This window comes from Aquitalea magnusonii (genome assembly GCF_002217795.2).
Lineage (GTDB): Bacteria > Pseudomonadota > Gammaproteobacteria > Burkholderiales > Chromobacteriaceae > Aquitalea > Aquitalea magnusonii_B.
Genome location: NZ_AP018823.1, coordinates 2,981,614 through 3,002,283, shown reverse-complemented (window position 1 = coordinate 3,002,283; position 20,670 = coordinate 2,981,614). Strand labels below are relative to the sequence as shown.

17 protein-coding genes are annotated in these 20,670 nt (G+C 61.9%); 4 read left to right on the top strand and 13 right to left on the bottom strand.

The window, feature by feature from the left end; all coding sequences use genetic code 11:
• Window positions 1–6: 6 nt before the first annotated feature.
• From tssB to DLM_RS14280, 5 genes are all read right to left on the bottom strand, one after another.
• Entirely contained in the window at window positions 7–513 is a 507-nt protein-coding gene (gene tssB / locus DLM_RS14300) for a type VI secretion system contractile sheath small subunit (protein WP_089084669.1), read from the bottom strand.
• Window positions 514–1,064: 551 nt separating this feature from the next.
• The gene (locus tag DLM_RS14295) at window positions 1,065–2,306 is read right to left on the bottom strand and encodes a hypothetical protein (protein WP_089084670.1); all 1,242 of its coding nucleotides are present in this window, start codon (window positions 2,304–2,306) and stop codon (window positions 1,065–1,067) included.
• A 210-nt stretch (window positions 2,307–2,516) separates the two neighbouring features.
• Entirely contained in the window at window positions 2,517–3,824 is a 1,308-nt protein-coding gene (locus tag DLM_RS14290; protein WP_089084671.1) for an NAD(P)/FAD-dependent oxidoreductase, read from the bottom strand.
• Between the two features lie 32 nt (window positions 3,825–3,856).
• A complete protein-coding gene (locus tag DLM_RS14285) occupies window positions 3,857–4,447 on the bottom strand; it encodes a helix-turn-helix domain-containing protein (protein ID WP_197715420.1) in 591 nt (196 codons plus the stop codon).
• Between the two features lie 153 nt (window positions 4,448–4,600).
• Entirely contained in the window at window positions 4,601–4,960 is a 360-nt protein-coding gene (locus DLM_RS14280) for a translation initiation factor Sui1 (protein ID WP_089084689.1), read from the bottom strand.
• 99 nt (window positions 4,961–5,059) lie between these two features.
• On the opposite strand from DLM_RS14280, the gene DLM_RS14275 reads away from it, so the two are divergent.
• Window positions 5,060–5,818, top strand: coding sequence for an SDR family NAD(P)-dependent oxidoreductase (locus DLM_RS14275; protein ID WP_167467118.1), 759 nt, complete (start codon window positions 5,060–5,062; stop codon window positions 5,816–5,818).
• Window positions 5,819–6,290: 472 nt separating this feature from the next.
• Here DLM_RS14275 and DLM_RS14270 read toward each other — a convergent pair whose 3' ends face one another.
• The 5 genes from DLM_RS14270 to ptsP all read right to left on the bottom strand — a co-directional run bounded on the left by DLM_RS14270 (window position 6,291) and on the right by ptsP (window position 15,505).
• Window positions 6,291–8,651, bottom strand: a complete 2,361-nt coding sequence (locus DLM_RS14270) for a beta-glucosidase family protein (RefSeq protein WP_089084674.1) — start codon at window positions 8,649–8,651, stop codon at window positions 6,291–6,293.
• Between the two features lies 1 nt (window position 8,652).
• Window positions 8,653–10,026 (bottom strand): MFS transporter, encoded by a 1,374-nt coding sequence (locus tag DLM_RS14265; protein WP_089084675.1) that lies wholly within the window; start codon window positions 10,024–10,026, stop codon window positions 8,653–8,655.
• A 206-nt stretch (window positions 10,027–10,232) separates the two neighbouring features.
• The gene (locus DLM_RS14260) at window positions 10,233–11,948 is read right to left on the bottom strand and encodes a fructose-specific PTS transporter subunit EIIC (RefSeq protein WP_089084676.1); all 1,716 of its coding nucleotides are present in this window, start codon (window positions 11,946–11,948) and stop codon (window positions 10,233–10,235) included.
• A 99-nt stretch (window positions 11,949–12,047) separates the two neighbouring features.
• Window positions 12,048–13,004, bottom strand: coding sequence for a 1-phosphofructokinase (pfkB, locus tag DLM_RS14255; RefSeq protein WP_089084677.1), 957 nt, complete (start codon window positions 13,002–13,004; stop codon window positions 12,048–12,050).
• Complete coding sequence (gene ptsP, locus DLM_RS14250; RefSeq protein ID WP_089084678.1) at window positions 13,001–15,505, bottom strand: phosphoenolpyruvate--protein phosphotransferase; 2,505 nt, start codon at window positions 15,503–15,505, stop codon at window positions 13,001–13,003. Before ptsP ends, pfkB begins: the two co-directional genes overlap by 4 nt.
• Between ptsP and DLM_RS23120 the strand changes: the two genes are divergently transcribed.
• Window positions 15,485–15,706, top strand: a complete 222-nt coding sequence (locus tag DLM_RS23120) for a hypothetical protein (protein ID WP_145985862.1) — start codon at window positions 15,485–15,487, stop codon at window positions 15,704–15,706. The genes ptsP and DLM_RS23120 overlap by 21 nt on opposite strands.
• Window positions 15,706–16,737, top strand: coding sequence for a LacI family DNA-binding transcriptional regulator (locus DLM_RS14245; protein WP_231959858.1), 1,032 nt, complete (start codon window positions 15,706–15,708; stop codon window positions 16,735–16,737). The genes DLM_RS23120 and DLM_RS14245 overlap by 1 nt, the downstream gene beginning before the upstream one ends.
• Window positions 16,738–16,936: 199 nt before the next feature.
• Here DLM_RS14245 and DLM_RS14240 read toward each other — a convergent pair whose 3' ends face one another.
• Window positions 16,937–17,845 carry a LysR family transcriptional regulator gene (locus tag DLM_RS14240; RefSeq protein ID WP_089084679.1) on the bottom strand — a complete coding sequence of 303 codons (909 nt, stop codon included), beginning with the start codon at window positions 17,843–17,845 and terminating at the stop codon, window positions 16,937–16,939.
• A gap of 92 nt (window positions 17,846–17,937) precedes the next feature.
• Here DLM_RS14240 and DLM_RS14235 point away from each other — a divergent pair, with 92 nt between their 5' ends.
• Window positions 17,938–19,455, top strand: a complete 1,518-nt coding sequence (locus DLM_RS14235; RefSeq protein WP_089084680.1) for an MFS transporter — start codon at window positions 17,938–17,940, stop codon at window positions 19,453–19,455.
• 56 nt (window positions 19,456–19,511) lie between these two features.
• Here the strand turns inward: DLM_RS14235 and DLM_RS14230 are convergent, their stop codons facing one another.
• Complete coding sequence (locus DLM_RS14230; RefSeq protein ID WP_089084681.1) at window positions 19,512–20,060, bottom strand: cytochrome b; 549 nt, start codon at window positions 20,058–20,060, stop codon at window positions 19,512–19,514.
• Between the two features lie 72 nt (window positions 20,061–20,132).
• Entirely contained in the window at window positions 20,133–20,579 is a 447-nt protein-coding gene (locus DLM_RS14225; protein ID WP_089084682.1) for a nucleoside triphosphate pyrophosphohydrolase family protein, read from the bottom strand.
• Window positions 20,580–20,670 lie beyond the last annotated feature (91 nt).

The following is a 20,670-nucleotide window of genomic DNA, read 5'->3' as shown; positions in this document are numbered from 1 at the left end:
GGGTGATCAGGCTTGCGGGGCGTCCAGTGGGGCAATGTGTTCCAGCTCGGCACGCAGGTTGCGGGACAGTTGCTCGTCCTTCATGATCTTTTCCAGCTCGCGCCGGAAGGCTGCGTTGTCCAGCAGATTGGATTTCAGATCGCGCAGCAGATTGCGCATGGCCAGCAAGGCGGCCAGTTCGGGAATCTGGCGCACCACCTGTTCGGGGTGAAAGTCACGCATACTGCTGAAGTCCAGCGTGACCGGCAGCTCCGAGCCATCGCCCGCCAGGGTGTTTTCCACGCCCAGGCGCAGGCTTGGGTGGTAGTCGGCCAGCACGGAATCGAAGTTGTTTTTGTCGATGCGGTGCCTTGGTTTTTCGGCCAGCGGTGTGCCATCGTCGCGTTGGCTGAAGTCGCCCAGCACTAGCAGCTTGAGCGGCAGTTCCAGCTTTTTACGGGCACCGCCGGTGTGCAGGTCCAGCGTGATATTGACGCGGGCAGGGGGGACTTCTTTCTGAAAACTGTCAGCCATGGTTGCTTACTCCGTAAGTGGGGTGCTGCAGGCGGGTCAGCCATTGCACATGCTGTACTTTCTGCAAGCTTTTGATGTTTAATGGTTTTTGCTGGTTGGAAAACCATATTGCATGTCATTTTTATATTCAATGCTCATTTGTCGTATTCTGAAAATGCTGATTGGGTTGAGGCAAAAAAACGCTTGATGACAGAAGAATGAGATGGGTGAGTCAGAGAATGGCTGGTGATTTGCCTGGTGCCGGTGGTGATTTGCGCTGCGTTTGGGGGCAGGCCATCTGCTGATGGGGGGCGCTGGGCTGCGTCAGGGGGGTGATTGTCAAGCTGCGTGCTACTGCGGATGCGGCACGGTTTGGCAGGTTATTGCGCTAGGCAAGCGTATATCGTGCTGTTGCTTGACGCCGTGAGCCGGCATTGTGGATGTACACATCCGGTGTGCTGAACACTGCTGGCAGTCCTCAGGCGCAGGTGGCAACTAGCTTGCGCCTGACTGAACAAAGCCCCGGATTAGCCTGTGCTGGCAAGCCAGGGCTGGGACGTGCCAGGGTTGCGCTAAGCGGTATTGCGCATGCCGCCGCTGATCTGCAGTGTGTTGATGCTGCCCTGCATTTCCAGCGGCGGGATGTGCTCGCCGTGGGTGATCAGGCCACCCGCAATATCCACTTTTTGTGCGGAACCGCCCGCTTTCACGCTCAGGGCGATGGCGGACAGGGTGGTCACCACGCCCTTGACCAGCGACTGGCCGGTGCCTCCATGGGTTTCAATGCCACGCCTTACCGTGATGGTGCCGACCGGCTTGCTGATCTGGATGCCTACCGCGCCATCCGCATGCGTGGTGATGCGGTCGAACTCGGCCAGTTGCACGGTGCCGGTATAGACATTGAAGCCGCGTGCGCCCTGGCCAAAGGTTTCAATCGGCGCATTGATCTGCAAATGTCTTACCGTGCCGAAATTGACAAAGCCAATGCCGCTGGGGCCATAAGACGTAATCTTGTCTTCTGCCAGCCAATGATCCACCCAACCCCAGTTGTCCAGCACCATGTCGTTGGGGCCGTAAGTAACGATGGGGCCATGGTTGACCACACGGTCGACAAAAGCACCGTAAACGGTAAATACGCCACCGCTAATGCGGTCCGGCGTCCCTGCCGCGATGCCGCCGTCGCTGTACACCGCCTTGGTTTCCAGCCGCTGGACAACCAGTCTGCCACCGGTATCGCCGGCACCGCTGACAAAAATTCCACTGCCTTTGACTGGAGCGCCTACCCGCCCGGCAGACAAGCCGGTCAGGTCTGCGCTGATGGTGACGGCACTGTCGCTTTGCTGATTCCACAAGGTAAAGGCACCGGGAATCACTTCCACGCCATAGCCTTTGGGTCGTGCCTCGTAGCTGCGCGCATCTGCCATCACGATGTCGATGTTATGGGCTTCCACATGGCCACTGCGTATGTTATCCCGTGCCAGAATCTGCACTACTCCGTTGATTTGCAGATTCTGCAAAATCAAGCGACCCAGGCTTGCCACGCGGTAATCATTGAAAACGGCACGGCGGTTGGTCTCTGTCACCAGTTGCAAGCCATCGAGCTGATTGTCAGTCGACAAACAAATGCCATCCTGCCCTTTGCCGAAATGCAAGGCAGCCTGGGGGGAGATGGCTCTTAGCGACTGGCCTGCCGCCAGGTAAAGCGTGGGGACATCGTGCAGGCTGGCACCCAGCAGAATCGGGCCCGGCCTGGCAGTGGCAAGCGCGGCCAGCAGTTCTTCGGTGGAATGGACATGGAGTTGTGGCGCAGACATGGGCATTTCCTCAAATCAGGATTGTGCGGATTGCACAGTCAGCCTAGCGGTGGCTGATACCTGTCCAAAAGGGAAGTTTTCTGGTGCTTATTGTCTGTTTTCTGATCGGAAATCCGCTGGCGATTGCCTGGCGTGCTGTCGGTTGTCGTTTTCCGGTTTGTCGGTACGGAGGCCAGCGCTGGCCTCCATGTGCCGGCTTCGCCTGAGGGGTCAGTAACTGAGGCCGGGGATGGCGTAGTCGCGCAGGCGGTAATACAGCATGCCGGCAGCCTGCAAGGGTACGCGCAGCAGCGGCCCGCCGGGAAAGGCCGGGTTGGACAGGCGCATGAAGTGTTGCAGCAGATGCTCGTCGCCCAGAATGGCATTGGCCAGTACCTGTCCGGCTGCGCAGGTGGGCACCACGCCGTGGCCGGAGAAGCCTTGTGCCCAGTACACATTGTCACGGCGGCCGAAGTCCGGGGTGCGTGGCACGGTGATGTCGATATGGCCGCCCCAGGTGTGGGTGATGCGGTAAGGGGCCAGTTGCGGAAACACCCGCAGCAGGTCGGCACGCATGCTGGCGGTAAGATTGGCCGGCGTGCGGCCGGAATAGGTGCACTTGCCGCCGAACAGCAGGCTGCGATCCGCGGTCAGGCGGAAGTAATCCAGAATGAACTGGTTGTCCGATACCGCCATATTGCTGGGCAGCAGTTGCCGGGCGACTTCTTCCGGCAAGGGTTCGGTGGCAATCATATAGGTGCCGACTGGCATCACTTTGGCGGCCAGCGCCGGGTCCAGCCGGTCGATATAGGCATTGGTGGCCAGCACCAGCTTGCGGCAGCGGATACGCCCCTGTGCGGTATGCACCACGCAGCCATCGCCCTGGCTGGTGTAGGACAGCGCGCGGGTCTGCTCGAATAGGCGCACCCCCTTTTCCTCGGCGGCACGGGCCAGTCCCAGAATGTATTTGAGCGGATGAAAGTGGCCGCCTTCGTGGTCGATCAGCCCGGCGACATAGCGTTCCGAGCCCACGTGCTGTGGCAGGTCCTTGCGTGGCACGAACTGCAGCGCTTCATAGCCATAATGCCGTGCCGCATGTTCCTGCCATTCCGACAGCAGCTTGATGCGCTGCCACAGCACCGAGGTCCACAGATGGCCCTCTGCCAGTTCGCAGTCGATGTGGTGATGGCGGATCTTGTGACGGATGTCGGCGGCAGCACTGCGCAGCAGTTGCCAGATTTCCTGTGCCGCCTCCAGCCCCAGCGCAGCTTCAATCGGGGGCATGTCACAGGAAAAGCCCAGGATGATCTGCCCGCCATTACGCCCGCTTGCCGCCCAGCCCACCCGGCTAGCCTCGATCACGGCTACGTTGACACCGGCATCGGCCAGATTGTGTGCGGTATACAGACCGGTAAAGCCAGCGCCCACCACCAGCACATCCACATCCATATCCTGGGTCAGCGCCGGGCGCTCGATTTGCTGCGCCGTGCTGGTGGCGGCATACCAACTGGGCGGATAGTGGCGGGCGGATTCAAACATGGATTCTCCTTGGATTCATTGACGGCGGCGCTTCAGGCGCTGACGGTATATGCCCATACCACCTGGGCTTCTTCATGACCGGGGTTGCAGTAACGGTGTGGCCGACTGCTGTTGAAGCTGAAACTGTCGCCAGCGGCCAGCAGATGGCATTGTTCGTCCACCCACAGCTCCAGTTGACCACACAGCACCATGCCGCCCTGATCGCCGCCGTGGCTGAGGGTTTGCGGCCCGGAACTTGCTCCTGGGGCAAAGCGGGTGAGCATCAGTTGCAAACCACCGGCAAAGCCGGGCGAGAGCAGGGCGTCGCTGACGCCTTCGGCGTAGTGCAACACCGGGCGGTGTGCCTGGCGTACCACCAGCCCGCGCTCATGCGCCGGGGCCTGGCTGAAGAACACGCCATAGGGCACGGCCAGGGCGGTGGCCAGCTTGTTGAGGTCGGATACGCTGGGCTGGCTTTTGCCGCGCTCCAGCTGGGAGAGAAAGCCAATCGAGCGGCCGGTGGCGCTGCTCAATTGTTGCAAGGACAGTTTGCGCAGCTTGCGCAACTGGCGGATTTGTTCACCCAGCCAGGCCGGGTCGGGCTGGCTGCTGTCCTTGATTGGAGTGTCTGCAGTTGCTGTCATGTCTGGCAGCATACGCAGGCAGACTATGTTTTGGTGAAAAAATTACCAATAATTTTCACGAAATGAAAATTAATGTTGTATTTTTTCATAACGCCCGGCAGTGTAGTCATGGTGTCGTGGCCTGCTACACACAGCCTGCCAGACGTATGGTATTCAGCCGCCCGCGCGTTTCACCGTGAAACCTAGCTTTTGCAAGCTGCTGATGACGGTGGCGACATGATCCCCCTGGATTTCGATGCAGCCGTCCTTCACCGTCCCGCCGCTGCCGCAGGCTGCTTTTAGCTGCTTGGCCAGGGCGGTCAGGCCGGCCGCATCGCGCAGCACGCCTTTCACCACGGTGACGGTCTTGCCGCCACGGCCCTTGTTTTCACGGCTGACGCGCACAATGCCATCGCCGCTGGGCATGGTGGTTTGCTGGCAGATGCAGGCGTCAAGCGGCTGGCGGCAGTCCGGGCACATGCGGCCATGCTCGGTGGAATAAACCAGGCCGCCGGAAGAGGATTTCGATTTCATGGGTCAATGCAGGCTAACAGGGCAGCCGGCAGTCTAGCGCCAAACCGGCGGCAAGACGATGGCTGTGAACAGGACAGATCAGCAAGCAGGAGCAGCAGGATGGACAAAGTGCAGCGCGTGATACTGGTAACCGGTGGCACCTCCGGCATTGGCAAGGCAACGGTGCAGCTACTGGCCCAGGATGGGGTGCAGGTGTTGTTTACCGGACGCCGGCAGGCGGAGGGCCTGGCCTTGCAGCAGGCGCTGCAAGCTGCGGGTGGGCAGGCCGAATACTGGCCGCTGGATCAGCTGGATGCTAACGCCACCACGCAGGCGGTGGCCGCCATGCTGGCCCGTCACGGCCGCATTGACGGCCTGTTCAACAATGCCGGCGTGGTGCTGGGCGGGACTGCGGAGTCCACCAGCGAGCAGGATTGGGCCACGGTGCTGGCCCTGAACGTGACCGCGGTGTGGCGCATGTGCAAGGCGGTGATTCCCGCCATGCGGGCGCAGGGTGGCGGCGCGATTGTCAACAATGCGTCGGACTGGGGGCTGGTGGCGGGCGAGGCGGCCGTGGCCTACTGCGCCAGCAAGGGCGCGGTGGTGCAAATGACACGGGCGATGGCGCTGGACCATGCCCGCGATCGCATCCGCATCAACGCCGTGTGTCCTGGCGATACCGAAGTGGAACGCTGGGCTGCCGAACGTGCTGCCGCCGGGCCGGATACCCCCTCGCTCACCGTTGCCGGTGGCGTGCCGCTGGGGCGCTATGCGCGGCCGGATGAAATAGCCCGTGCAGTGCGCTTTTTGCTGTCGGACGATGCCAGTTTTGTCACCGGTACCACGCTGGCGGTGGATGGTGGCAATACCGCGCGCTGATCAGGCGTAGGTATTGATGCTGCCATCCTGCGGGACTGGCTGGACAGGGGTGCTTGGCGCTGGTGCCGGTGTGCTGCCCGACGGGCTGCCTGCGGCAGATGAAGGGGTCAAGGGCGGATAGCGTAGCGGCTGTGGCGTCGTGGAGGTAATCATGCGGCGAGGGGCGGGCAGTGGAAAGCAGATCACGATGCAGATGACAGCGGGCGCAGGCAAGTCCTTGGCGCTGGCTTTTGCTTTTATTTACCTGTCTTGGCTTGGTCGGTGCTGGCTGTGCCACCGCCAGGGGGCTGCAAGCTGTGCTGCCAAAAAAATGCCAACCCGGTGAAGGGTTGGCCCGAGAGTAAGGCTGAGACAAAACGACGGAACAAGAGACAATCCAGCGCAAGTTGCTGGCACGGGACCGATTGTCACCTTGTGATGTGACAGCGGCTTGACGTTGCGATGAAAAATACGCGATGTCGGTGGTCCGGTTTCAGTGCGGCATGTGTTTGAACCGGTCCAGGACCGCCTGCAGTTCAGCGCGGCTGATCTCCAGTTCCAGCATGGCGGTAAGGGTGATGAACAGGCCGACAAACATTTCGGCGGAAGCCATGTCCAGCAGCTTTTGTCTGGCCTGACTGCTGTTGAGGGCGCATTTGCTGGCGATCAACTCTGCGACAGCCTGTAGCAGCGGGGGGTGATTTGCCAGCAATAGCAGGGATGAATCGGCCTGGATGGCGGGAAGGCGTGGCTCTGCCCTTAGCCATATACTGCTCCGCTGCAGGATATGGCGGCTGGAGGCCGCGATACGGATCTCATGCGGGCCGCTGTCCACCACCCAACTGCCATGGGCCGGATCGTAATAGGCAAAATCTTCGCGTTGCAGGGTGAAGTGGGCGTGGCGGCTGCTTCCGGCCGGGATGTCCAGTTTGACGAAGCCGCGCAGGGCTTGTGGCGGGCGTGCCAAGGGCGAGGGCGGTGGTGCGATGTATAGCTGCACGATCTCCTTGCCATCGCGCGCACCGCTGTTGTTGATCTCGATGCTCACCGTGAGGGTGTCGTGTTCCGTCATGTCCTGGCTGGAGAGCTGCAGTTCGCGGTAGTCGAAACGGGTATAGCTCAGACCAAAACCAAAGGGAAACAGCGGCTGCAATTGGCGCTTGTCGTAATAGCGATAACCGACATACAGCCCCTCGCTGTAATGGTGACGGTCATTTTCACCGGGATAGTGCAGATAGGCCGGGGTTTCCTCCAGGGTGTTGGGCAGGGTGGTGGTGAGCTTGCCGCTGGGGTTGTTGGCACCAAACAGCGTGGCGGCCACCGCATGGCCCATGCCCTGACCGGCAAAGAAACACTCCAGCACGGCAGGCACCTGCGATAGCCAGGGCATCAGCACGGCATCGCCATTGCACAGCACCACCACCAGTTTGGGCTGCACCGCGGCCAGCCGGCTGATCAGGCGGTCGTGGCTGGGGAGCAGGCCCAGATGCTGGCGGTCGCCATTTTCACCGTCCATGCCGATGGGGGTACTGACAAACACTACGGCCACCTCGGCGGCGGCGGCAATGGCGCAGGCGTGTTGCAGTGCCGCCGCGTCGTCGTGTTGGTCGTCCGGCGCACCGACGGCATAGTCGATCTGCACGCCGCTTCCCGCCTGCAAGCGGATTTCATCCAGCGGGCAGTCCTGCTGCCAGGGCTGGGTGGTGGCGCAGCCCGAGCCCTGTATCACCGGCTGTTGTGCCGGTTTGCCAATCACCGCCAGCCGGTGCAGGCGCTGGCCATGCAATGGCAGCAAGTCTTGGTCGTTCTTCAGTAATACCAGTGATTCAGCGGCAATGCGTCGCGCAAGCTGATGATGGCTGGCAAAGTCAGCCACGGTGCCGGGCTGGCGGCCAGCCTGCACCTTGGCTATCAGTTGCAGCATGTGCAGACAGGCTTGGTCCAGCACCGCAGCGGGAATACGGCCTTGTTCGATGGCAGCCAGCAGTTCGGCATTGTCCAGCGCGTTTTCCGGCATGGCCAGTTCATTACCGGCCAACAGCGAGGCCGGGCGGTCCTTGATGCCGTACCAGTCGGACATCACCAGCCCCTGGTAGCCCCATTCCTCGCGCAGTACCTGGGTGAGCAGCCAGTGGTGCTGCGAGGTCTGTTCGCCGTTGAGCCGGTTATAGGAGGACATCACCGTCCACGGCTGTGCCTTGGCAATGGCGCGTTGGAAACCGTACAGGTAGATTTCGCGTAGCGCGCGTTCCTCGACGATGGAATCCATCCTGGTGCGCATGTATTCCGAGTTGTTGCAGGCAAAGTGCTTGAGGCTGGCTCCCACGCCTTGCTGTTGCAGGCCGTTGATCAGCGCGGCGGCCAGATCGCCGGCAAGCAGCGGATCTTCCGAGTAATACTCATAACCGCGTCCGGCCAGCGGGGTGCGACGGATATTGATGCCCGGCCCCAGCAGCAGGCCCACACCCATGGACTGGCATTCAATCGCCAGCGCACGGCCCATTTGTTCCACCAGCGCCACATCCCAACTGCAGGCCAGGCTGGAGCCGTTGGGAAAGCAGGTGGCCGGGAGCGAGTGGCCAAACAGCGCTTCCGAGCCGCCCTTGTCGCTGTCTGTCGCCTGCTGGCCCGCGTCTTGCTGCACCACTGACAGGAAGTCGCTGATATTCCAGCTTTCCTGCTGGTCGATCTGCGCGCTGCTATAGCGCACGCCATAGGTGCCGTCGGTCATGACAAAGTCGCCAATGCCGAATTCGGGCAGGCTGGCCGTGCGCCACAGGCCCTGGCCGCTAAGCAGCTTGACCTTGTCTTGCGGGCGCATGCGGGCGATCAGTTCTGTGTGGGAGATCGTCATGTCAGGGCTCCTGTGGCTGAGTGGCGGCGGCGTGTTTGCGCGCTGCAATCTGGCCCACCATGCGCAGATAGCTGTCTTCATCCAACTGGTAGCGCAGCACGAACAGCAGCGCGAGGACAAACATGGCGGCGGGAATCAGCGTCATCATCAGGGCGATCCAGTCTTGTGCGCGTGGCGTGATATGGGCGGCATCGTAACCGGCATATTGCAGGATCAGCCCGGCCAGACCACCGGCAATGGCCATGGCCACTTTGGTAATGAAGTTGAAATAGCCATAGATGGCACCCTCGGTACGCACATGCTGCTGCCACTCGGCGTATTCCACCGTGTCGGCCAGCATGGCGTACATGCAGACAAAGATGCTGCCCATGGCGGCGCTGTACAGGCAGACGCAAGCCATGATGGCCAGCCGGCTGTCGCCCGCCAGCCAGTATTGATAGGCCAGTGCCAAGGCGCCGGCACTCAGGGTGAGCAGGGTCAGTCTCTTTTTGCCGAAGCGGGCAATCAACGGTTCCGAGGCAATGGTGCCGACCAGATTGGCCACGGTCTGGATGGCGAAGAAGCTGGCGGTGTAGGCTTGATCGCGCAATACGTAGTTGATGTAGTAAATGGCGGCGGCCATCCACACGCTGTAGGCGATGTAGGCAAACACGGTGAACATGGAGAGGTGGAACAAGGGCGGATTGCCGGTAATGGCCTGCACCATCTGGTGCAGCTTGGGTGCTTGGCCCTTGTCCTGGTGGATGCGCTCCTTGGTCATGGCAAAGCAGGCGTAGAACAGCAGGGTGGCCAGCCCGGCAAACAGCGCGATGGTGAGCTGGTAGCCGCTGCGCGGGTTGGCAAAGCGGCGAATCAATTGGTCGGCATACACCGACACCACGAAGTAGCCCAGCGTGGCAAACAACATGCGGTACACCGACAGCGAGGCGCGCGACATGGCGTGCTGGGTCAGCATATTGTTCATGGCTGAATAGGGTGTGTTCACCGTGGTATAGGCCAGGCAGTACACGGTGTAGCTCACCAGGGCGTAAGCGAACTTGTAGCTGGTGTCCGGTGTGCTGAAGCACAGCACGGTCAGCACCCCCAGCGGCAGTGCGCCATACAGCAGATAGGGCCGCAGCTTGCCATGGCGGCTGTGGGTCTGGTCAATGGCGTAGCCCAGCAGAATATTGAACAGCGCATCAATGATGCGGGCGATCAGGAAGATCAGGCTGGCTTCGCCGGCGCTCAGGCCAAAGATATTGGTATAGAAAAACAGCAGGAACAGCGACACGGCACCAAACGACAGATTGGACGCCATGTCTCCTAATCCATAGCCTACTTTTTCACGCAGGTCCAGTTTGACATCTGCGGCGGACAGGGCAGGGGCAGGCATGGTGCGGTTCTCCAGAGCCAGTGACTGGGCCTTACCATAGCAGTGCAGCCTGGCGTGGCTATGGTCATTGCACTCTGGAAACGTCGGGTTTTATGGCGGGATTTTCAAAACGCAGGACAAAAAAATGCCAACCCGCAAAGGAGTTGGCCCGAGAGAGAGAAATCGTTCAGCGGCCGGCAGATCTGTGCTGCCGGTCCGCGCATGGCTTATTGCGCCAGCGGTTTTTTCAGCACACGCAGCATCACGGCGGTCAGCACCGTCCCCACCACCAGTGCCACCAGGTAGGCACCCAGATTGGTCACTGCATTGGGGATGGGCAGCACGAACACGCCACCGTGCGGTACTTTCAGTTCCACGCCCATGGCCATGGAGATGGCACCGGTCACGGCTGAACCCACCATCAGCGACGGAATCACGCGCAGCGGGTCGCGGGCGGCAAACGGAATGGCACCTTCACTGATGAAGGAAATACCCAGCACGCCAGCAGCCTTGCCGGCTTCGCGCTCGTCGGCGGTAAAGCGGTCGGCAAACAGCTTGGTGGCCAGGGCAATGCCCAGCGGCGGGGTCATGCCGGCGGCCATCACGGCGGCCATCGGGGTGTACACCTGGCTGGCAATCAGGCCGGTGGCGAAGGCATAGGCTGCCTTGTTCACCGGGCCGCCCATGTCAAAGGCCATCATCGCGCCCAGAATGGCACCCAACAGCAAGGCGCTGCTGCCCTGCATGCTCTTGAGCGCATCGGTCAGCATGGCCAGCAAGGCGGCTACCGGCGTGCCGATGACGTAGATCATCAACAGGCCCACCAGCAGGGAACCCAGTACCGGCAAGATCAGCACCGGTTTCAGGCCATCCAGGTTGCGGCCCAGTTGGATTTTCTTGTTGAGGAAATCCGTGCCGTAACCGGCAATGAAACCAGCGGCAATGCCACCCAGAAAGCCGGAACCCAGACTGGCGGCCAGCATGCCACCCACCATGCCGGGGGCAATACCCGGACGGTTGGCGATGGAGTAGGAAATATAACCGGCCAGAATCGGCACCATCAGCGCAAAGGCGGACTTGGCGCCAATCTGGAACAAGGCCCAGGCCAGCGTGCCCTTGTGCGCGTCGTCAAAGGCGTAAATGCCGCCCAGCGCAAAGGCCAGCGCAATCATGATGCCGCCCGCAGTGACAAAGGGCAGCATGAAGGACACACCGGTCATCAGGTGTTTGTAAGCGCCGCTGCGCTGTTCGCTCTGGGCGCTGCTTGCGGAAGCGGTGCTGGCGGCAGTCTGGCTGCTGGCAGCCTGGCTGGCACCATGCGGCTGGGCTTCGGCAATGGCGCGGCGCACCAGGTTTTCACCGTCGTTGATGGCCGGTTTGGTGCCGCTGGAGAACAGACGCTTGCCGACAAAGCGCGACAGGTCCACCTGGGTGTCGGCGGCAATGATCACCACATCGGCCAGGCGGATTTCATCCGCCGTCAGCGTGTCCTGCGCACCCACCGAACCCTGGGTTTCCACGCGGATGCTGTGGCCCAGTTTCTGTGCGGCCTGGCTCAGGCCTTCGGCGGCCATGAAGGTGTGGGCAATGCCGGTGGGGCAAGAGGTGATGCCGACAATGCGCAGTGCGCTGCTGGCGGTCTGGGCGCTCAGGCTGGCCTTGAGCTGGCCTTCGGCATCGGCCAGCACGGCTTCCAGCGAGCTGAGCAGGGTGTGGCTGTTGGCAAAGCGCACATCCTGTGCCGCGGCTTCGCCAATCAGCAGCACGGCGTCGGCGTCGGCAATGGCGCTGGCGCTCAGCGGCTGTTGCACGCCTTGTGCGGTGTGGATTTCTACATCGATCTTGTGTTTCAGCCGGGTAGCCGCCTGGCGCAGCGCTTCGCCAGCCAGCATGGACTGGGTGCTGCGATCGGGAGCTGCAATCACTGCCAGCAGGTTTGCCATTGTCTTTCTCCTAGTTTTATCTGCCTGTTGTTGTTGCTTTGCTGATGATCTGCCGCGTGGCGGGGGTGGGTGAGCGTTGCCCGCCCGCAGCATGATGGTTTAGGACAAGTGCTGCACTTCCACTTGCCGTGCCAGTTGTTCCACCTGGCTGCGTGCCGGCAGGTGGGGGCCGATGCGGGCCAGCTTGGCGGTGGCAAAGGCCACGGCCAGCCGGGCGCGGTCTTCACCGGCCAGGCGCTGGTGGCGCGCGGCGCTGAGGCCGGCCACCAGTGCATCACCGGCACCCACGGTGCTCAGTGGGTTCTGCACCGGCAGGCGGGCCAGCAGGGCCGGGCCGTCGTCCAGCACAAACAGCGCGCCTTCTTCGCCCAGCGACACCACCACTTCGGCCACACCGGCCTGTTGCAACTGGCGGGCGCAGGCCAGCACATCTTGCAGGGTGGGCAGGGGGCGTCCGGCCCACTGTTCCAGTTCGTGTCGATTGGGCTTGATGCAGTCGGGCAGGCTGGCGCGTGGCGCGGCCAGTGCGGTAGCCAGCGCGGCACCGCTGCTGTCCAGCAGCACATGGGCACCCCATTGGCGCAGCTTGCCGATCAGCACCGGCAGCCGTTCCGGCTCCAGTCCTTGCGGCAGGCTGCCGGCCAGCACAATCTGGCTGCCCGGATTGACGTCTGCCGCCAGCAGGGTCAGCAGGCGTTCCCATTGCACCTCGCCTACGGTCAGGCCCGGCAGGTTGATGTCGGTGGTGCTGGCATTGGCCTGATCGGACAGCTTGATGTTGACGCGGGTGTCACCCGGCACGCGGATGAAGCGGTCGGCAATGCCCTTGTCCTTGAACAGTGCTTCAAATGCATCGCTGTTATTGCGTCCCAACAGGCCGGTGGCCAGCACCGGCAAGCCCCAGTCGGCCAGGCAACTGGCCACGTTCACACCCTTGCCACCGGCATTGCTGGTGCTGGACAGCGCCAGATTGACGCTGCCGGGCTGAAAATCCTGCACGCACACCGTCTGGTCGATGGCCGGGTTCAGGGTGATGGTGATCAGCGGGCCGTTCATGACAGCAGGCTCTGCAGGGCGCGTACTTCTTCGGCGCTGTCGCAATCCAGCGCTTGCTGCGCCAGCTCGGCCAGTTTGGCAAAGTCGCTGCCACGCAGGCGGGCCTTGACGCTGGCGATGTCACGCGGGCTCATCGACAGTTCGTTCACGCCCAGGCCGGTGAGCAGGGCAGCACCGAACGGGTCGCCGGCAATGCCACCGCACACGCCTACCCAGCGGCCATGCTGGGCAGCACCCTGCACGGTCTGGTGGATCAGGCGCAGCACTGCCGGGTGCAGGCTGTCGGCCTCGGCGGCCAGTTCCGGGTGCTGACGGTCGATGGCCAGCGCGTACTGGGTGAGATCGTTGGTGCCGATGGAGAAGAAGTCCACATGTTCGGCCAGCTTGTCGGCCAGGGTGGCGGCGGCGGGTACTTCCACCATGATGCCGATCGGCACCACCGGGGCGTTCAGCTCGCGGCGAATGCCTTCGCACAGGCCCTTCAGGCGGGTGATTTCCTTCAGCGAGGTAATCATCGGGAACATGATGGACAGCGGCTGGCCACCACGGGCGGCGCGGTACAGCGCACGCAACTGCGGTTCCAGCAGGTCGCGGCGGCGCAGCAGCAGACGGGCACCACGCATGCCGAGGAAGGGGTTTTCCTCGTGCGGCAGGTTGAGGTAGGGCACTTGCTTGTCGCCGCCGATATCCAGCGTGCGCACGATCAGCGGGCGGCCTTCCAGTGCCTGCAGCATGGCCTGGTAGGTGGCGAACTGTTCTTCTTCGTCCGGACTGTCGTCACGTTCCAGGAACAGGAATTCGGTACGCATCAGGCCCACGCCTTCGGCACCGGCGGCAATGGCGGCGGCCACCTGGTCCGGGCGGTTGACGTTGGCAGCCACTTCCACGCTGTGGCCGTCACGGGTCTGGGCCGGCAGGCTCCGTTCGGCTTCCTCGCGCTCCTTGCGCAGTTGCTGTTGCGCCATCCAGTCGCGGGCGGATTTCAGGTCGGCTTCGCCTGGGTTCAGGTAGAGGCGGCCAGCCTGGCCATCCAGAATCGCCGCCGTGCCATTGGCCACACCAAGCAGGCCGGGGCCGCCGGCTACCAGTGCCGGCAGGCCGAGGGTGCGCGCCAGAATGGCGGTATGGGAAGTCGGGCCACCCTGGGCGGTGGCCAGGCCAATCACCTTGTTGGTATCCAGCCCCGCGGTGTCAGACGGCGACAAATCGCTGGCCAGCAGAATGCAGTTGTCCGGCAGGTCGGACAGGGTGGTGGCTTGCAGGCTGGGGTCGATCTTGCCCAGCACGCGGCGGCCCACGTCGCGCAGGTCGGCGGCACGGGCGGCCAGCAGCTGGTTGCCCAGCGCGGCCAGACGGTCGGCCAGGCGCTCCACGGCCTGATGCCAGGACCAGGCCACGCCGTGGCCTTCCACCATCAGCTGGCAGGACAGGGTGATCAGGTCGGTATCGCTCAGCAGTTCGGCCTGGGCCTTGAAAATGGCGGCTTCGGCATTGCCCAGGCGCTGGGCGGTGTCTTCGGCCAGTTTGGCCAGTTCGGCGCGGGTATCTGCCAGCGCGGCATGCAGTTTGTCACCGGCTTCGGCCAGGGCCAGCGGGTGGTCGGGAATGGCGGGCAGGCCGTGGGTCAGCACATGCACCTGACCGATGGCCAGGCCGGGGCTGGCGCTGATGCCGGCCACTTCCAGCGGGTGGCCCGGCGGCTGCCAGTTGTTTTCGCTACGCTGGGCCTGGGCTTTTTGCGCGGCCAGTGCGGCGTCGGTCTGTTCCTGCGCGGTCAGGCGGGTCATCACCCCTTGCAGGGCTTGCAGCAGGGCGGCGGCATCGCTGCCTTCGGCGGACACCACCAGGCGGTCGCCGCGTTGCAGGCCCAGTTGCAGCAGGGAAATCATGTTTTTGCCATCGGCCACATGGTGGCCGTGACGCACTTGTACTTGCGCCGCGTATTGGCGCGCGGTTTCCACCCAGGCGGTGGCCGGGCGGGCATGCAGGCCATTGGGGTAGTCCACCATCCATTCAAATTTTTCTGCCAGATCACCCGCCGGTTCCGCAGGCGCTGCCTGGGTGGCTGCGCTGTCGGACAGGGCGGCAATCAGGTCTTGCGGATTGCTGGTGGCAAACAATTGCTGCAGGCGGGGCTCGTCTTGCAGCAAGCGGGTGAGCCGACGCAGCAACTGGATGTGTTCGTCCGACTGGGCGGCAATGGCAAACAGCAAATGGGTGGTCTGGCCAGGATTCCATTCCAGACCCTGCGGAATCTGCAGGATGGCAATGCCGGTGCGCTTGATCAGGTGGCGGTCTTCCACCATGCCGTGCGGAATGGAGACGCCATGGCCCAGAAAGGTATTGGCCACGGCTTCGCGTGCCAGCAGGCTGTCGATATAGGCGGCATCAATGCAGCCGGCATTGGCCAGCAACTGGCCGGCCTGGCGGATGGCTTCTTCCTTGCTGGCCGGGGCGGTGGCAAGGCAAATCAGTTCCGGATGGATCAGATCGTGCGACATCGGGAGTGGTCTCCTGGTACTGTTATTTTGCTGCATTGCACCCAAAAAGGGGCGGTGCTGGCTATTGTCGGCGTTGCGTTGCTGGCATTGAAATCGATTACACAACACCTGTCAATATTGATCGTATCTCATCTTGATCAAACTCAGTTTGAATCAGCAATCATCCTTGTAATTAAAGGCTTGCAAAGCTTTTTTACTTGATGCAGGATCACGACAACCTGACTGAAAACGATTGCAATATGACGGTACGCATCAAGGATGTTGCCCGGGCTGCCGGTGTATCGGTAGCCACGGTGTCGCGGGCGCTGGGCGATGGCCCGGTCAGCGACGAGCTGCGCAAGAAAGTAGAGGCCGCCGTGGCCGCCACCGGCTATCTGCCCAATCTGTCGGCGCGCCGGCTACGCTCCCAGCATAGTCATACCATCGGCCTGATCGTGTCCGATATTCGCAATCCCTTCTTTACCGCGGTCAGCCGTGCGGTGGAGGATGCCGCCTACGCGGTGGGCATGCGCGTCATCCTGTGCAATACCGACGAAAATCCACAAAAAGAAGCCATGTACCTGCGGCTGATGCAGGAGGAACGTGTCACCGGGGTGATCTTTGCCCCCACCCGTGCCACCGCGCAGAAGCTGGACCCGCAGCAACTGGGTTTCCCGGTGGTGCTGATTGATCGCGCCGCGCCGCCGGGCCAGGCCGATGCCGTGGTGCTGGATAATGCCGAGGCGGCCAGTCAGTTGGTGGAACATTTGCTGCAACAGGGCTATCGCCGCATTGGCGGGTTGTTTGGCAACACCAGTACTACCGGGGCCGAACGCCATGCCGGCGTGGTGGCTGCCATGCAGAAACAGGGACTGCAGGCCGAGGCGCGCTTTATTGCACCGACTCCCGAGGCGGCAGAGCAGGCGATGCGTGACTGGCTGCGCGAAGCTTCGCCGCCGCAGGCACTGATTGCCAGTAATGGCCTGGTGCTGCTGGGCATGTTGCGCGGCGCGCGTGCGGCAGGGGTGGCTATTCCGGATCAGCTGGCACTGGCGGGGTTTGACAATGACAACTGGACCGAGCTGGCCGGCCCCGGCCTGACGGTGATCGAACAGCCGGTGTACGACATTGGCCGCACCGCCATGAAGATGTTGCTGGAGCGACTGGAAGACCCGGCGCGCAGCGCGCGCAAGGTGGTGCTCAGTGGCCGTCTCATCGCGCGCGGTTCTACTGCGGGCACGCTGGCGGCCTGACGGCTGCGGCGCTGGCCGCGGTGTGATGGATGTGTTCAGGACGCCGTGGGCGTCCTTTTTACTGTCCGTGTCAGCGGGCTGGGGTGTGGTGCGACAAACTGAAATGGCCTGGCACTGTGGCTAAAAGCCGTGCCGACGCCGACTATCCAGTGCGCTGGCCGGGCGGCGCAGTGCCACGGCAGGCCTGTGTCAGCCGTGCTCAGCGCTGCTCCAGCGTGGCAAAGCGCTGTTCCAGTCCCTCCAGCAGCAGTCTGGTCTTGGTGGGCAGCAGGCTGCGGTTGGGGATCAGTGCATAGGTTTTCAGGGGAGGGAGTGTCCACGCCGGCAGTAGCTGTACCAGTTGACCGTTAGCCACGGCGGCTGCGGCAAAATTGCCGGACACCAGGCAGGCCCCGCGTCCGGCAATGGCCGCCTGTAAGCGCAGGCCTGCATTGGCGGTTTGCAGCAGCAGCGGCTGTTGCAACTGGAAGTGCTGGCCATCGGTGTGCTGGAACACCCAGGGCAGTGCGCTGGCTGCGCCAAGCAGCGGCCAGTCTGCCAGTGCTGACGGATGTTGTGGCTGGCCATGCCGTGCCAGCAGCGCAGGTGCGGCAAACAGTCCTTGCTGCAAGGTATACAGGCGCTTGCCAAGCTGGCTGGAGTCCGGCAGTGCTTGGCTGGTCATGACGAAGCTAAGGTCGTAGCCGCTGCTGAGCGGGTCGATCAGGCTGCTGACTACATCCACTTCGATATGCAGTGCCGGGTGGGCCTGCATGATGTCGCATAGCACCGGGCTCAGGTGCAGGCTGGCAAATTCATAGGGAGATGCAATGCGCAATGTGCCGCTTAGCGGTGCTTCGGCATGTCCTTGCAGATGGTCGGCAACGTCTTCCAGCCGGGCAAACAGCGGACCAACATCGGCCAGCAGTTGAAAGCCGGCTTCGGTCAGCCGCAGGCGGCGCGTGCTGCGCTCCAGCAGCCGCAGCCCCAGTTTTTGTTCCAGCCGGGCGAGCGCGGTGCTAACTGTCGATTTAGGCAGTTGCAGCCGTTCTGCCGTACGACTGAAACTGCCCAGCTGCGCCACGCAGCTAAACAGATACCAGTCATTCCAGTCATTTGTGCGTGACATTGAATAATCATTTCAATATTGACGGTTTATTCAAAATAGCATGATCACTATAGTGGCTGCGACCCATCACATATCCCTGGATTCTCCGTTTCATGCCTGATTACCCTGTCTTGCTGCAGTCTCACCCCGAATGCCGTCCATGGCAGGTACGTCTGTTCGGTCTGACGCTGGGCCTGGTGACCGGGGCTGACTTTGTCGCCGTCAATATGATGGGGGTGGCCGGTGCAGCCATTCAGGGGGGAGTGGCTGCCGCGCCGCAGGAGTATTTGTGGGCGCTGACCAGCTTTGCCGTGGGCGCGGTACTGGTAAATCTGCTGCTGGGGCGCTTTGCCACCCTGATCAGTTATCGGCGCTACACCGAGTGGTCCTTATTGTTGTTCATGATTGGCAGCGTGGCCGCCGCCCTGTCGGATGGTATTGTCAGCCTGGCGCTGGCGCGTTTGTTGCAAGGCCTGGGCGGCGGCGGTTTGTTTACCGCCTCGCGCATCCTGCTGCAGTTGGTGGCGCAGCCAAAAGAGCGCAAGCCCTTGATGTATGGCTTTTTGCTGGGCCTGTTTTCCCTGTCCGGCATCTCGCCGTGGTTGTCAGCCCTGCTTGTGGAAGACTGGGGCTGGCAGGCCATCTTCTGGCTGCAAGCAGCCTTTGTGCCGATTTTGCTGTTGCTGGTGCAACTGAGTTATCCGCGCCATGCCGGCGTGCCTACACGGCAGCAGGTTGGCCAACTGGATTGGCTGGCCGTGGTGGCATTGGGGCTGGGGGCCTTGCTGGTGTTGCATACGCTGGAGGATCTGCGCTTTCTGCGTTTTTCCGCCCGCCCCGGCATGTGGTTGTTGTTGTCGGCTGGGCTAATCATGCTGCTGCTGGCCGGGTGGCGGCTGCATGTCCACCCCGATCCCTGGCTGCGGCTGCATGCGGTATTGCGTCGTCGCTACCTGATGGGGCTGGCTTTTTATGCACTGTATTATCTGTGCAATGGCATCTGGTCCTATCTGCTGTCGGCCCTGTTGCAGCGCGGACTGGGCTTTGATTTTGTCACCACCGGCAGCGTCATCACATTAGGCAGCATGGTGACGGTGGTGATGGCGCTGGTTTATCTGTATGCCAGCCGCTGGCTGACCCGTCGGCACCATATGCTGGCCATCGGCTTTGCCATGTTGACGCTGTGTTGTCTGTGGCTTGCGCATGCGTCCATGCCGGGTGCTGCGCTGGCCAGTGTGTTGCCCGCCATCCTGCTGCACGGGCTGGTGCCGGTATTGTCGGTATTACAGATTGCCGCCATGACTTATGCCGAGGTGCAGGTGGAGGATTTCGCCCATGCCTATCAGCTGAAAAACATTCTGCGTGAACTGGCGGCGGCGCTGGGAACCGGGCTGGCTACCTTGCAGTTGCAGGCAGGGGAGGCTGAGGCACGACTGGCGCTGTTGGGTAGGCTGGATGGGGTGACGCTGCGTCAGAACGGGATCTTGCCTGATATGGCCAACCTGGCGGCCTGGTCGGCACGGGTATCGCAGCAGGCGGTATTGATCGCCTGTGATCATGCTTTTCTGGCCTTGGGTCTGCTTTCTGGCCTGGCCATGCTGTTTGCCCTGCTGCAGCGCGATCTGCGCTGAGGGGGATGACCATGAAAAAACCCGGCCAGGCCGGGTTTTGCCGTATGGAGCAGTGCTCAGGGACGCAAGGGGCCAGTCAGGCGGGTGAGGGTGTCGTCCTTGACAAAGCGGTGGTGCCAGACGGCTGCCGCGGCATGGAAGATGGCCAGCCATAGCAAGAGATTACCCAGCGCTTCGTGAATTTCTTTCAGGTTGTGCGCGGTCTCCTTGCCCAGCGAGAAGAATACCGGCAGCGTGCTGCCCAGAAACACCACGTCTTTGCCATTGCCCTGCACGATGGCGATGCCCAGTAGCGGCAGGGCCAGCATCAGCGCGTACAACAGCCAGTGTGCGGCATGGGCCAGCAGCATGGCTGTCGGTTTGGGGGCTGGCGTGATGTCCGGCACCCGGTTGGCCAGCCGCCACAGCAGGCGCGGTAAAAACAGCAGCAGCACAATGATGCCGGCCTGGAAGTGGCCGGATTTCAGCAAGTCACGCAAGGGGCTGCCCTTGGGGGCAATATCCTTGAATTCGATGAAGGCCAGCGCGGCAATCACTGCCAGTGCGCTCAGCCAGTGAAAGGCACGGGCCAGTTGTCCGTAACTGTGTTGCGAGTTTTTCAGCATGCTTGTCCCCTTGCTCTCGGGTGTGTCTGTATTCATGAAGCAGGATGTTAGCCTGCTTTTATTAAAGCAGACTTAATCAGGCTGACTATTGTGCAGGCGCAACAAAGTGCTGCGACGGATCACGCCCAGCTTGTCGGCAGGCTGCCAGCCCTCTGGTTTCAGGATCTTGCCATCGGCGCGGCGCACCACCTTGCCATCAATCTGCTTGCGCAGATTGGCCTGATGAATGGCCTCGGTCATGGCTTCCAGTGGCATGCCTTGCGATAGTAACAGCCCGGTCAGGACGTTCAGCACGTCTACCCCTTCTGCGGTCAGCTCGGCCATGCGGCGCTGCTGTTCATCCGCACTGCAGCCATCCAGTTGTCTGAACTCCTGCAGCGCGTGCAGGAACTCGGCCATCTCTTCATGCAGCATGTTTTCCCACATCGGCAGGGTGTCCGGGTAGAGCCCCGGATGGGTGGGGGTGGGCAGGTCAAAGCGCTGCATGAAATCACGCCGCAAATGGTAGAGGTTTGTCATTATCTGGTGGTTGTTTGTTATTTTGTCACATTATATTGTGATTTTTCTGTTTTGATTTGACAAGAAAATTATGCCCGGTAAATGAAAAACG

What these genes read in the sequence shown, in the direction of transcription:
- tssB (WP_089084669.1), bottom strand. Translation starts at nt 513, where the DNA reads ATGGCTGACAGTTTTCAGAAAGAAGTCCCCCCTGCCCGCGTCAATATC.
- DLM_RS14295 (WP_089084670.1), bottom strand. Translation starts at nt 2,306, where the DNA reads ATGTCTGCGCCACAACTCCATGTCCATTCCACCGAAGAACTGCTGGCC.
- DLM_RS14290 (WP_089084671.1), bottom strand. Translation starts at nt 3,824, where the DNA reads ATGTTTGAATCCGCCCGCCACTATCCGCCCAGTTGGTATGCCGCCACC.
- DLM_RS14285 (WP_197715420.1), bottom strand. Translation starts at nt 4,447, where the DNA reads ATGACAGCAACTGCAGACACTCCAATCAAGGACAGCAGCCAGCCCGAC.
- DLM_RS14280 (WP_089084689.1), bottom strand. Translation starts at nt 4,960, where the DNA reads ATGAAATCGAAATCCTCTTCCGGCGGCCTGGTTTATTCCACCGAGCAT.
- DLM_RS14275 (WP_167467118.1), top strand. Translation starts at nt 5,060, where the DNA reads ATGGACAAAGTGCAGCGCGTGATACTGGTAACCGGTGGCACCTCCGGC.
- DLM_RS14270 (WP_089084674.1), bottom strand. Translation starts at nt 8,651, where the DNA reads ATGACGATCTCCCACACAGAACTGATCGCCCGCATGCGCCCGCAAGAC.
- DLM_RS14265 (WP_089084675.1), bottom strand. Translation starts at nt 10,026, where the DNA reads ATGCCTGCCCCTGCCCTGTCCGCCGCAGATGTCAAACTGGACCTGCGT.
- DLM_RS14260 (WP_089084676.1), bottom strand. Translation starts at nt 11,948, where the DNA reads ATGGCAAACCTGCTGGCAGTGATTGCAGCTCCCGATCGCAGCACCCAG.
- pfkB (WP_089084677.1), bottom strand. Translation starts at nt 13,004, where the DNA reads ATGAACGGCCCGCTGATCACCATCACCCTGAACCCGGCCATCGACCAG.
- DLM_RS23120 (WP_145985862.1), top strand. Translation starts at nt 15,485, where the DNA reads ATGGATCAGATCGTGCGACATCGGGAGTGGTCTCCTGGTACTGTTATT.
- ptsP (WP_089084678.1), bottom strand. Translation starts at nt 15,505, where the DNA reads ATGTCGCACGATCTGATCCATCCGGAACTGATTTGCCTTGCCACCGCC.
- DLM_RS14245 (WP_231959858.1), top strand. Translation starts at nt 15,706, where the DNA reads ATGCAGGATCACGACAACCTGACTGAAAACGATTGCAATATGACGGTA.
- DLM_RS14240 (WP_089084679.1), bottom strand. Translation starts at nt 17,845, where the DNA reads ATGTCACGCACAAATGACTGGAATGACTGGTATCTGTTTAGCTGCGTG.
- DLM_RS14235 (WP_089084680.1), top strand. Translation starts at nt 17,938, where the DNA reads ATGCCTGATTACCCTGTCTTGCTGCAGTCTCACCCCGAATGCCGTCCA.
- DLM_RS14230 (WP_089084681.1), bottom strand. Translation starts at nt 20,060, where the DNA reads ATGCTGAAAAACTCGCAACACAGTTACGGACAACTGGCCCGTGCCTTT.
- DLM_RS14225 (WP_089084682.1), bottom strand. Translation starts at nt 20,579, where the DNA reads ATGACAAACCTCTACCATTTGCGGCGTGATTTCATGCAGCGCTTTGAC.